Source organism: Lysobacter xanthus, assembly GCF_047159895.1.
This window is the reverse complement of the sequence record NZ_BAAGAB020000034.1, coordinates 16,651-28,493: the sequence shown is the minus strand read 5'-3', so window position 1 is coordinate 28,493 and position 11,843 is coordinate 16,651. Positions and strand designations below refer to the sequence as shown.

Genomic DNA, 11,843 nt, shown 5'->3' with positions numbered 1-11,843 from the left:
TCCTTCAGGCGCTTGGCATCCGGCACGCTCATGCCGCCGAACTTGCTGCGCCACAGGTAGTACGAGGCTTCGCTGAAGCCGTGCCGGCGGCACAGCTCCTTGACCGGCACGCCGGCTTCCGCCTCACGCAGGAAGCCGATGATCTGTTCTTCGGAAAAGCGCTTCTTCACGTCCAATCTCCTTGCTGTCAGGGATTGGACTCCAGATCGGCGTGCTACTCAAAACCGGGGGGACGTCGAATCGCCGCTTTCGCGAGGGTCTGTCGGGCTCTGAGGTCTTCATCGATCATTGGGCAATGCCTGACCTGAAGCTCCGTCGGATCCCCGGTACCACAGCGGCCCGATGTGCGACGCGGCGAGCCACTCCGGGGGTTTACCCGAATCGTAGACGGTGACGTCCACGGGGAGGCGAGGTACCTGCGGGCACGCGACCAAGGCGACTCCAACTGCCCTCGCGGCTTGCTCCGAGTGCAACTGGCTCACGGCGAGGCCAATGAGCAAGCCTGACGTGCGCTGCGGCTCTTCGCGCACGACCTCGACTAGATGAACCTCGCTGATCGCCTTAAACGACGTGGCGGCGCGCACAGCGGCCTCGCCGATCCACGCATCTTCCGGTCTGGCTGCCCTGACGACTGCTGGATCCCCGGCGTCGTGCCGTTGAACGATCGGCATGCAGCCATCGCGGAGGAGTGTCGCGATTTCCTCTGGATAAAGTGTGCAAGTGACGTCATTCGGGTCCAGCATCCATGTGGCGCCCGGCGCTGACTCGAACAGTTCTCGCCCCACCACGGCGACTACCCTTACAGCGCCTTGTGCTGCGGCATTTGCTTTGACGTCGTCGCTGAAGACCGGAATCACAGTGATTCCGTCCGGTCGCGTGAAGCAGATCAGTCGCACTTTTCCGCTGTCGTCCGAGAGCGGCAGGTGGACGTACAGGATGGCCGTCAGCAGCGCCTGGAAGAACGCAGGCTCCTCCATGGGATTCTCGATCGCGCGCGCCTGCAGGCGCGCCAGCTGCTCAGGGGTCGTCATATCCTAAGTATTACGCAGGATGAGCCTGCAAGCACAGGGCGGACTCGTGGCGCCGGGTGTGCAAGGACAGACGACCTCGCTGGCACTCGGCCAACGTCGCCTTCCCGATGCAGCCAACGATAGAGCGCTGGCAACACGGTGAGCGCGAGGAGCCTTGAGAACGCGACGCCGCCCACCACGAAGGTCGGGAGGGGACGTTGGACCTCCGAACCGACCCCGACATTCACCCACGAACCCTAACTCGGCGACGCCACTAGTGCTGTCATCAACACAGTGGCTATACGCCATGCAGTGACCATTTTTAGATGCCGAGCTCGTTCAACTCCATCGATTTGCCGCCTGATAAGGGGATTTCGCAGAAAAAGCGCCGCGCAGCGGACCGCCAGGGGCTGCAAGCCGGCGGCGCTCGGAAAGATCGCGCGGTGTTATGGAAATAGTCCCTGCGCATGCGCCGTTCGACACGTCGGCCATTTCCAAGGCCGTTGTGAGAACCCTGTTCCACAGCCTGTGGACCGTGCGCCACGAGAATGAGCGGCCGCGCTCCCCAGCCACTGCACGCGGGGCGGCGAACCGGTCAGGCAGATGCTAGGGTCAGCTTCGAGTGCTGACGGCATGGCCCGCGGAGGCGGACGCCGGCCCCGGAGCACCCCGACATTCGCCCAACCGCGAATTCGATATGGTCTAGTTGGGCTCTCTAAACGTACGCCATGCGCATCCTTGTCGCCGAAGACAATCACGCTCTGGTCGCCAGCGTCTTCGAGTATTTCGAAGCACGCGGCCACGCGTTGGACGCGGCCCCCGATGGCGCGACTGCGCTCTATCTTCTGGGAGAAAACGACTACGACGCTCTGGTCGTTGACTGGGGCCTGCCGCGGGTGGACGGCATGGCGGTCGTTCAGCGCTACCGCAACGATCATGGGAAAGGTCTGCCGATCCTGATGCTGACCGCACGCGTCGAGCTGGAAGACAAACTCCAAGGCTTTCGGTGCGGGGTGAACGACTACCTCACCAAGCCTTTTGCGATGCCTGAACTGGAAGCGCGCCTGCTCGCGCTTCTGGACCGACCGGGGGTCTCCACGGCAACCCGGGTTCTGCGCGTGGAGGATCTGCAATTCAATTTGGCAACCCATGAGGTTTTTCGGGCTGGCCAACCCATCCGACTGTACCGCGCTTGCCGCAAGCTGTTGGAAGTGCTCATGCGTGCGTCTCCCGCAGTCGTCCCGCGGGAGGCCTTGGCCTACGCTCTATGGGGTGACGCACCGCCGGACACGGATCTTCTGCGCTCTCACATGTACGAGCTACGACGCGCGATTGATGGACCGTGCACCTCGAAGTTGATTCACACCGTTCCTCGCGAGGGCTACCGACTGGCTGCACGCGATGGCTGAGGCGCGTGGGCTACGGTGGCGAATCGCGAGCGGCCTGTTTGCCTATTGCGTTCTGTTAGGCGCGGCGCTTCTGTACGCAGGTTACCTCACGAACGAAAAAATCGAACACGTCGTTTGGCGATCACTCCTGGACGCTGAGGCGAACCGTTTTCTCGCCCACCTCCGAAGCGATCCCCGGTACCCGCTACCCCGTGGCGGCACGCTTCACGCCTACTTGGTGACACGTACCGAGCGCGGGGATCTTCCCGCCGGACTCGACCAGCTCGGACCGGGTTTCCACAACGACGTGCCGCTCGCCGGCCACGAGGCGTCGGCCTTGGTCCGGGCACTGCCCGACGGGCGCTGGCTGGTACTGGCCGTCGACGCTGACCTCGTCGAACGCAACGAGAAGCGACTGCTTGGCTGGAGCCTTCTCGGTGCTCTGCTGGGCGTCGGCGTGCTCCTCGCCGCAGTCCACGGTTTGACTTCGCGACTGTTGCGGCCGATCACTCGGCTCATACGGGGAATCGACTCCTTGCGGCCCGAGCGTACCGGAAGCCGCCTCATTGTGGCGGACGACGCGCCCAAAGAAGTGGCCATTATCAGCGACTCGGTCAACCGGCACCTCGAACGGATAGAGGGCTTCATCGACCGCGAACGCGAATTTATCGACATGATGAGTCACGAGCTGCGCACCCCACTCGCTGCGTTGCGAGGTGCGGTCGACGTACTGGAGGCGCGGCCCGCCTCGCCGCCGGAGGTGGTTCGCGTTGCCGCGCGCATGCGAGAGACGCTGGTCGGCAGCGAGCAACTGGTCGAGACGCTCCTGCTGCTCGCCCGCGAACCCACGCGGATCCGACAGCACGCGGAAGTGTTCGATCTCCGAGCAATGGTGGCCGATATCGTCGAGGCGCATGCTTCGCTGGCACGCGACAGGGGCATCTCTGTTGAACTTGAGTCGGGCGCGCCCCTTGCCGTCACGGCAGCGCCGCGTGCGGTCGAGATTGCAGTGGCCAATCTTCTGCGCAATGCGATCGAGCATGGCGCAGGCAGTGTGCGTGTCCGCGCGGCGCCCGACGCCGTCATCGAGATCGCCGCCCGCGCCGCTGCGACGACCCCGCGTGAAGTTGCGCGCTTGTACAGCGCAGCTGCCCGCGACGGTCGTACGCGGCAGTCGGGTATCGGGCTCGCGCTCATCGCGCGTCTCTGCCAGCACATGCACTGGCGTCTGGATATTGCGCCAGGCGCGGACGGTGCGACCGTAACGCGGCTGCATATCGCCGGATGACACGGATTCTGGCGCGGGCGCCGTCGCTCGCGCAGGTCCGACAAGCATCCGACACCGGCGCCGCTACCGTGCGCGGCCATGGTCCCTGTCCCACCCGCGCGCGACCCCCTCACGGGTCCGATCCTATCGGTCCTTGTCCCCGTCTATGACGAGGCGGACGTCCTGGTCGAGTTCCACGCACGCCTTGCGGCGGTGTTGGACGTACTTAGCATGTCGGCTGAAGTCATCTATGTCGACGACGGCAGCCGTGACGGAAGCGCCGGTCTCATCGCCACCCTGAGCATGTCCGACCCGCGCATCGGAGCGGTGCGCCTGTCACGCAACTTCGGCAAGGAAGTGGCATTGGCAGCCGGGCTCGACCACGTCCGAGGCGAAGCGGTCGTTGTCATCGACGCCGACCTGCAGGACCCGCCTGAGCTCATTCCCGCAATGGTGAGCGCGTGGCGCGCCGGTGCGGATCAGGTGGAGATGAAGCGCAGGTCGCGCGCCGGGGAGACGCTGACGAAGCGATGGACCGCGTTTGCGTTCTACCGGGTCATGCGTCGCTTCACCAGGGTCGACATGACGCCCGACGTCGGCGACTTCCGGTTGATGAGCCGTCGCGCAGTCGTCGCGCTGCGCGCGTTGGGCGAACGCGCACGTTTCATGAAAGGCCTGTACGCGTGGATCGGCTTTGAGCGCGTGCAGCTCGAATACGACCGGGCGCCGCGCCATAGCGGGATCACCAAGTGGAGTTACGGCCGGCTGTGGGCACTCGCGATCGAAGGACTGACCTCATTCACCACCGCGCCGCTTCGACTCGCCAGTTACGTGGGCCTTCTCGTATCGCTCGCCGCCTTCGGTTATGGCGCGATCATCATTGCCAAGACGTTGGCATTCGGCGAGCGGGTGACCGGTTATCCGAGCCTGATGGTGGTACTGCTATTTCTTGGCGGTGCGCAGTTGCTGTGCATCGGCGTCCTCGGGGAGTATCTAGGTCGGATGTTCGTTGAGACCAAGCATCGGCCGCTGTACATCGTGGATCGCTTTGTGGCGCCGCGCGTGGGGGATGGGACGTGATTAGCCTACAGCGTCCACTTGTACTCCTTTCGACACTGCTGGGCTTTGCAGTTCTGGCGCGCGCGGCGAGCCTCGCGCTGTATCCGCTCACCGACACGACCGAAGCGCGCTATGCGGAGATCGGGCGTCGGATCGCAGCGACCGGCCACTGGCTGATGCCGGAATTGGCGGATGGGGTGCCATTCTGGGGCAAGCCGCCGCTCTCATTCTGGATGACGGCCGGTTCGTTCCAAACGTTCGGCGTGGGCGAATTTGCCGCGCGATTGCCGGCCTTCCTCGCGGTCGCGCTCGCGATCGCGCTTCTGGTTCGATTCCTGGCACCGTTCGGGACGCGCTTCATGCTGCAGGTCGCGGTCGTGAGCACAACGACAGCGATGGTATTTGTCTCAGCCGGTACCGTTGAAACCGATCCCGCGTTGTTCCTCGGTACGACGGTCTCGATGGTCGCATTCTGGCGCGCGGTCACCGGACGTGGACGTCTTTCGGGCTGGATCTTTTTCGTAGGCCTGGCCATCGCGCTGATGGCCAAGGGTCCCGTCGGGCTAGTCATCACCGCGATCGCCACGGGTGGGTGGACCCTCGTTTCGAAGCAATGGCGCGAGGTCTGGACCCGCATCCCGTGGATCTCCGGGGCCGCCCTGACGGCGGCGTTGACGTTGCCCTGGTATCTGGCAGCTGAGCACGTATCGCCCGGCTTCCTGCACTACTTCATCGTGGGCGAGCACTGGCAACGATTTACGGTGCCCGGGTGGCAGGGCGACCGCTACGGCTCCGGGCACGCCTACCCGATCGGCACGATCTGGGCGTTCGCGCTGCTAGGCACGCTGCCCTGGTCGCCGTGGGTGCTGTGGCGGGTGTGGCGCGAGCCTGATCTCCGCGCGTGGCTCAGGCATGACGCGTTCGCCCGTTACCTGCTCGCGTGGCTTGTGGCACCTCTGCTGCTTTTCACCGCCGCGCGCAACATCCTGCCTGCCTACGTACTGCCAGGGCTCGGCGCGTTCGGCGTTCTGGCGGCGGCGTTGCTGTTCCGTCACAGGCCCTGCCCGCCCACCGGCCGCGTCGCCTGTCTCGCGCTTTTGATGCCGGTTGCACTGCTTGCGGCCTTAATCGGCTTGGGTCCCCGCATACAGGCCCATTCGCAGGAGACTGTGGTACTTGCCTACCGGCAAGACGCCGAGCGGTTCCTTCCGACCCTCATCTACTACGGGTCGCGCCCCTACTCCGGCGCCTTCTACTCGCGCGGCCGAGCGGAGCAGGTCGAGTCGGTCATCGGGCTGGAGCAACGCCTGAGCCAGCGCGGGATCGAGTATGTGGTCATGAAACCGGATGCGTTACGTCAGCTGCCGGGGCCGCTGCGCGGCGCATTGGTCCGGGTAAAGGCTCCAAGCGAGACTGGCCTGATCCTGCTTCGCGAAAGGGCGGACGACACCCTATACACCGTCCCGCTCGCGCCCGCGTCCACTTTAGGGAGTAGCCGCTAGATGCCATGGGGCCGCACAGGTAGGTCGGTCGGATCCACCGCGACGGCGCGCGGGCGCCTAGTCGTCGCCGCGCTGAGTTGTCTCGGGCTTGCCGGCTGCGTCTCCTACGCGCCGTTACCAATCGACGCCGGCGCGGCGCAGGCGCGCCTGACGGCGCGTCGTCTGGACGGGCCGGACGTCACGACCGCTTTGGAAAGCGTCGGCGTCTCGGAGCGTCCGATCAGCGACGTGGAGCGCCTCGCGTGGACCAGCGTTTACTACAGCCCTGAGGTACGCGCCGCGTACGCGCGATGGCAAGTGGCCCGCGCTGCCGCCATTACCGCAGGCGCCCGACCCAATCCCCAGCTCGACGTTTCGGCCGAGCGTGCCCGGTCCGGCGCCGAAGCCGCGCCGTGGACTCAAGGGCTGAGCGTCGGGCTTGCGATCGAGACCGCGGGAAAGCGTGCCGCGCGTATTGCGCAGGCCGTCGCCGATGCGGAACGCGCCCGTTTTGAGTTCCACGATGCCGCATGGGCGCAACGCGCGCGCGTGCTGGACGGGATGATCGGTCTGGACGCGACCACCGCGCCGCTCGAGGACACAGTGCGGATCCAGCGTGCTCGCGCTGTCCTCATGCAACGACGGGTTGAACTCGGGTTGTCCGCCGCACCCCAGCTCACGCGCTTGCGGCTCGACCAGCAGAGCGCCGAAACGCAGCTTGCCGAGGGGCTGCAACGGAACGCGGAGGCACGGACGGCCGTTGCAGCGGCGCTGGCGGTACCGGTCGAGGCCGTCCAAGGCGTTCGCGCGTCGCTAAGCCCAATGCCGGTGCCGTCCCCCGACGCATTGCCTGCGCTCGGCGTCCAGCGCCTTGCCCTCCTGTCACGCCCCGACCTCCTCGCCGCCCTCGCCGCGTACGACGCATCCGAAGCTGCGCTTCGCTTGGAGGTCGCACGCCAGTATCCCGATGTGATCGTCAGCCCGGGCCTGCTGTGGGACGCAGGCGTCGCCAAGTGGACGCTCGCCGCATCGCTGGTGGTGCCGCTTGTGGACCGGAATCGAGGTCCGATCGCGGAAGCCACGGCGCGCCGAGCCGCGGCGGGGGCCGAGGTCCTGAAGGCGCAGGCGGTCGCGCTGTCCGAGCTCGATCGCGCGCGGGCAACGTATACGGCGGCGTTCGCCGGCTGGCAGGCCAGCCGCGCGCGCGTCACCCAGGCCGAGCGCCTCCAGACGAGTGCGGAGCGCGCGCTGCGAGTCGGGACCGGCACACGCTCGGACGTGCTCGCCGCCGAATTCGAGGCGCGCCAGGCGCAGGTCGACGCCGAGCATTGGCGCACGGAAACGTTACGCGGCCTTGCCGCGATTGAATCGGCGCAGCGCCACGCCATTTTTGCACCGCCGTTCGACCTTGAACGGCTCGATACCTTCCCCCTTGCCGAGGCTGTTTCGCATGACTAGGACGTCTTGGCTGGCCATCGCCGCCATCGTGGTCGCCGCAGTGCTCGTGTTCGGCTACCTGCGCGGACGGCGCGAGCAGGCCGCGGAAGCCAAGACCGAAGCGGCGCTGGTCGTCGATCGCAAGGCCACCGTGGAGGGTGTTCCGACCCTAGTGCTCACGGCCGCCGAGCAAACTGCCGCAGGCGTGGTCGTCGCGCGGCCGGCGCAAGCGAGCGTGCGCGACACTACGTCGGCGGTGGCCGTTGTCGTCTCAGCCGCGGATCTAAGCGCGCTGCGGGCTGAGCTCGGCCGTACGCGTGCCGAGCTCGCGTCGGCGCGCGCAAAGGCGGCAGCGTCCGCTGCGCAGGCCGCGCGCCTTCGTACGTTGCGCGTCGAAGCCCAGGACGCGTCGCTGACGGAGGTGCAGGCAGTGGAGGCGACGCTCGCTGCCGACCGCGCGGCTGCCGATGCCGCGCAGTCCGCATTGCGCAGTGCCGAGGAGGCCGCAACCCTCAAATGGGGTGCCGAGCTCGCGCGTGCGGTCTCACTGGACACCACATTATTCCGTCGCATCGCAGACGGACGCGACGCGCTGCTGCAGGTCACGCTCCCCTCGGGCGTCGCCGCACCGACCCTGCCGCCAACGCTCGCGGTCGGGGCCAGCGGGGTAAGCACCACCGCGCGCCTGCTCGGACGCGCGGCCCAGTCGGATCCGCGGCTCCAGGGCAGCAGCTTTTACTACGTCGCACCCAATGCAGATTTGCGCACCGGCGCGGCCGTCACCGTGGAGTTGCCCACCGGGCATAGTTTGCGCGGGGGCGTCCTCCCTGCGAGCGCCGTGGTGTCCTGGCAGGGGCGGCACTGGGCGTACACCCGGCGCGATGCGACCCATTTTGTGCGACGCCTGCTGCCTGAGAATGCAGCCCTGGCTGACGGCTGGGTGGTGCCCGCCGGTTTCGCCGGCGACCAGCCAGTGGTCGTGCAGGGCGCAGAGCTGATGCTTTCGGAAGAGTTGCGCGCCTCTCTGCAGGGAGACGAGGAGTGACACCGCGGCATGGGCTGCTGGCCGGACTCATCGGGTTTTCGCTGCGTTACCGCGTTGTCACTCTCGCGCTGGCTGCACTGCTCGTCGTGCTGGGCGGAGTGTCGCTGGCGCGCAGCACCTACGATGTCTTTCCGGAGTTTGCCCCCCCACAAGCGTCCATCCAGACCGAAGCACCCGGCCTCAGTCCCGAGCAGGTCGAGCTGCTGGTGACGCAACCGCTTGAGAACGCCATCAACGGCATGCCGGGCCTTGAATCGTTGCGGTCGCAGTCGATCCAAGGGCTGTCGGTCATCGTGGCGACGTTTGCGCCCGGCACGGACGTCTATCAGGGTCGGCAGGCCATCACCGAGCGTTTGACGGCAGTCACGGGCGGCTTGCCCCAAGGTGTCGCGGCGCCCACCCTGTCGCCGCTGACATCGTCGACCAGCATGGTCCTCGCGATCGGCCTGACCTCGCCAACGCGCTCGTTGATGCAGCTTCGAACAGCGGCGGACTGGACACTGCGCCCTGCCCTGCTGGCGGTGCCCGGCGTCGCGAAAGTCAATGTGTTCGGCGGCGACGAACGGGAGTTCCAGATCCAGCTCGATCCGGACCGGCTCGTCCGCTACGACCTCAGCGTCGACGAGGTCGTCGACGCCGCTCAGCGCGCAACGGGCGTCCGAGGCGCCGGTTTCATCGAAACGCCCAACCAGCGACTTACGATCCGCACCGAGGGTCAGGCGCTCGGTACGGCGTTGCTCGCCTCCACGGTTGTCAAGCATTTGGAGGGAGGTAACGTCACGCTTGGCGACGTCGCTCGCGTAGTTGAGGCTGCCGCACCGGCTGCCGGTGCGGCCACGGTGAACGGGCGTCCCGGCGTGCAATTGCTTCTCTCGGAGCAGTACGGGGCGAATACGCTGCAGGTCACCGAACGCCTTGAGGCGGCGCTGGCGACGCTCGAGCCGGAGCTGAAGTCGCAGGATATTCGTCTCGACCGCGCGCTGTTCCGCCCGGCAAGCTTTATTTCGACCGCGACCGCCAACGTTCGCAACTCATTGCTCCTTGGCGGCGTGCTGGTGGTGATCGTGCTGTTCGTCTTCCTGGCGAATGTGCGAACCGCCCTGATTTCATTGGCGGCGATCCCGTTGTCCCTGCTCGCTGCGGTCACCGTGATGCACGCTCTGGGACTCAGTCTCAACACGATGACGCTGGGCGGACTCGCCATCTCCGTGGGCCTGCTGGTTGACGATGCAGTGATCGTGGTCGAGAACATCTACCGGCGACTTCAGGAGAACCAGGCCCTGGAGCGACCGCGCCGGCTGTTGCCGACCGTATTGGAAGCCGCGCTGGAAGTACGAAGCGCCGTCGTTTACGCGACGCTTGCCATCGCCTTGGTGTTCCTACCCGTGCTCACAATGTCCGGGGTGACCGGTCGGCTCTTCGGGCCGCTGGGCATCGCCTATCTGCTGGCCACCCTGGCCTCGCTCGTCGTGGCGCTGACCGTCACCCCGGCCCTCTGCCTTGCCCTGCTCGCACGCCGCTCGCTGAGGGACCATGAGCCGCGCCTCGTCCGGGCCCTGAAGGCGCGCTACGCGAGCGCCTTGACAGTGGTCGAGACCCGGTGGCGACGCGTGGTGATCGCCGTGGCCGTAGCTGCAGCGCTCGCGACCGCGACGGTTCCGCTGCTGAGCGGTGGCTTTCTACCGGAGCTTAAGGAAGGCCACTACATCGTTCACATGTCGCTCGTCCCGGGCGCTTCGCTCGACCAGTCCGTGCAGTTGGGCACGCGGGTGTCGCGGGCGCTGCGCGCCCTGCCCTTCGTGCGTTCCGTGGGTCAGCGTGCGGGCCGGGCTGAACTGGCCGACGACACATACGGCCCGAACTACAGCGAGATCGACGTCGCGCTCAAGCCGCTGAGCGGGGCCGAATCCGAAGCGGCTTTGGACCAGATGCGCGAGGTGCTCTCTCGTTTTCCCGGCGCCAACTTCAGCGCGAAGACGTTTCTGACCGAACGTGTCGAAGAGACGGTGTCGGGATACACGGCGGCCGTCTCAGTCAATATCTACGGGCGCGACCTCGACGCCCTCGATGCCGCTGCAGCGCAAGTCGGCCGCATTGCCACGGCCGTTCCGGGCGCGGCGGACGTGCAGGTCCAGTCGCCGCCGGGTGCGCCGGAACTCGTCGTGCGACTGCGGCCTGACGCGCTCGTGCGCTGGGGCCTGACACCGGGCGGCGTGCTTCAAGCGATCCAGACCGCATACTCCGGCGTCGATGCGGGCCAGGTCTATGAGGGCGAACGGGTCACCGACATCCGGGTGGTCCTCGACCCTGCCCGGCGATCGCGCGTCGCCGCGGTGGGGGCCCTTCCCGTCCGTGCGCCGTCGGGTGCGTTTGTGCCCCTGCGCGAGCTCGCCGACGTGTACGAGGCCTCCGGACGCTACGTCGTGTTGCACCAAGGTGCGCGCCGAGTGCAGACAGTCACGTTGAACGTAACGGGGCGTACGGTCACCGATGTCGTCGCCGACCTGCATGTGCAGCTCGGCCGGCTGCAGCTTCCTTCAGGGAGCTACGTGGACATCGGGGGCACCGCCCAGGCGCAGGCGCAAAGCGTCCGCGATCTTCTGCTCAGCTCGGCGTTTGCCGGCGTCGGGCTCGTGCTGTTTCTGTACGTCGTGCTCGGCAATGGACGCAATCTGGTGCTGGTGCTTGTCAACATCCCGTTTGCGCTGATCGGTGGCGTGCTCGCCGTGTTCGCACAAGGGGGAAGCTTTTCGGTTGGCGCAATGGTGGGCTTCGTCACCCTGTTCGGAATCACCTTGCGTAATTCGGTGATGCTTCTGTCGCATTACGAGCATCTCGTGCGGGTCGAGCAGGCGCCGTGGTCGGCCCAGACCGCAATGCGCGGCGCCGCCGAGCGGTTGGCGCCCATTCTGATGACTGCCATCGTCACCGCGCTCGGCCTGTTGCCCTTGGCACTGGGCAGCGGCGAGCCAGGACGTGAAATCGAAGGTCCCATGGCACTGGTCATCCTCGGCGGACTCATCACGAGCACGGCGCTGAATCTTCTGGTGCTGCCCGGGCTTGCGCTGCGCTTCGGGCGGTTTGGCGGGTTCGAAGGCGACCACGCCCCGGTGTCCTGACGCGGCGGTGCAACCGGCCGTGCCACGCTTCCCGCCG

General features: G+C 66.5%; 10 protein-coding genes. 7 read left to right on the top strand and 3 right to left on the bottom strand.

The genetic code is table 11. From position 1 onward, the window contains the following. The 3 genes from ACY35P_RS09735 to ACY35P_RS09725 all read right to left on the bottom strand — a co-directional run. On the bottom strand, window positions 1-170 hold a 170-nt coding region (locus ACY35P_RS09735), incomplete at its 3' end, for a transposase (RefSeq protein WP_462115635.1). 108 nt (window positions 171-278) lie between these two features. Then, complete coding sequence (locus tag ACY35P_RS09730) at window positions 279-1,031, bottom strand: SseB family protein (RefSeq protein WP_462115633.1); 753 nt, start codon at window positions 1,029-1,031, stop codon at window positions 279-281. Further along, on the bottom strand, window positions 1,028-1,258 hold the full coding sequence (locus tag ACY35P_RS09725; RefSeq protein WP_462115632.1) for an efflux RND transporter permease subunit: 231 nt from the start codon (window positions 1,256-1,258) through the stop codon (window positions 1,028-1,030). Before ACY35P_RS09725 ends, ACY35P_RS09730 begins: the two co-directional genes overlap by 4 nt. A 480-nt stretch (window positions 1,259-1,738) precedes the next feature. Between ACY35P_RS09725 and ACY35P_RS09720 the strand changes: the two genes are divergently transcribed. The 7 genes from ACY35P_RS09720 to ACY35P_RS09690 all read left to right on the top strand — a co-directional run bounded on the left by ACY35P_RS09720 (window position 1,739) and on the right by ACY35P_RS09690 (window position 11,806). Next, window positions 1,739-2,419: a response regulator transcription factor gene (locus ACY35P_RS09720; protein WP_462115631.1), complete on the top strand. Its 681-nt coding sequence runs from the start codon at window positions 1,739-1,741 to the stop codon at window positions 2,417-2,419. After that, a complete protein-coding gene (locus tag ACY35P_RS09715; RefSeq protein ID WP_462115630.1) occupies window positions 2,412-3,686 on the top strand; it encodes a sensor histidine kinase in 1,275 nt (424 codons plus the stop codon). Before ACY35P_RS09720 ends, ACY35P_RS09715 begins: the two co-directional genes overlap by 8 nt. A 78-nt stretch (window positions 3,687-3,764) precedes the next feature. Next, window positions 3,765-4,745 (top strand): glycosyltransferase family 2 protein, encoded by a 981-nt coding sequence (locus tag ACY35P_RS09710; protein ID WP_462115629.1) that lies wholly within the window; start codon window positions 3,765-3,767, stop codon window positions 4,743-4,745. Further along, window positions 4,742-6,226 carry a phospholipid carrier-dependent glycosyltransferase gene (locus ACY35P_RS09705; protein WP_462115628.1) on the top strand — a complete coding sequence of 495 codons (1,485 nt, stop codon included), beginning with the start codon at window positions 4,742-4,744 and terminating at the stop codon, window positions 6,224-6,226. Before ACY35P_RS09710 ends, ACY35P_RS09705 begins: the two co-directional genes overlap by 4 nt. Next, complete coding sequence (locus tag ACY35P_RS09700; RefSeq protein ID WP_462115627.1) at window positions 6,227-7,663, top strand: TolC family protein; 1,437 nt, start codon at window positions 6,227-6,229, stop codon at window positions 7,661-7,663. Then, on the top strand, window positions 7,656-8,687 hold the full coding sequence (locus ACY35P_RS09695) for an efflux RND transporter periplasmic adaptor subunit (RefSeq protein ID WP_462115626.1): 1,032 nt from the start codon (window positions 7,656-7,658) through the stop codon (window positions 8,685-8,687). Before ACY35P_RS09700 ends, ACY35P_RS09695 begins: the two co-directional genes overlap by 8 nt. Then, window positions 8,684-11,806, top strand: coding sequence for an efflux RND transporter permease subunit (locus ACY35P_RS09690; RefSeq protein WP_462115625.1), 3,123 nt, complete (start codon window positions 8,684-8,686; stop codon window positions 11,804-11,806). Before ACY35P_RS09695 ends, ACY35P_RS09690 begins: the two co-directional genes overlap by 4 nt. The last annotated feature ends 37 nt before the right edge of the window (window positions 11,807-11,843 follow it).

Bases quoted from the DNA above. Each gene is read 5' to 3' on its own strand.
- ACY35P_RS09730 (WP_462115633.1), bottom strand. From the start codon at position 1,031: ATGACGACCCCTGAGCAGCTGGCGCGCCTGCAGGCGCGCGCGATCGAG.
- ACY35P_RS09720 (WP_462115631.1), top strand. From the start codon at position 1,739: ATGCGCATCCTTGTCGCCGAAGACAATCACGCTCTGGTCGCCAGCGTC.
- ACY35P_RS09715 (WP_462115630.1), top strand. From the start codon at position 2,412: ATGGCTGAGGCGCGTGGGCTACGGTGGCGAATCGCGAGCGGCCTGTTT.
- ACY35P_RS09710 (WP_462115629.1), top strand. From the start codon at position 3,765: ATGGTCCCTGTCCCACCCGCGCGCGACCCCCTCACGGGTCCGATCCTA.
- ACY35P_RS09700 (WP_462115627.1), top strand. From the start codon at position 6,227: ATGCCATGGGGCCGCACAGGTAGGTCGGTCGGATCCACCGCGACGGCG.
- ACY35P_RS09695 (WP_462115626.1), top strand. From the start codon at position 7,656: ATGACTAGGACGTCTTGGCTGGCCATCGCCGCCATCGTGGTCGCCGCA.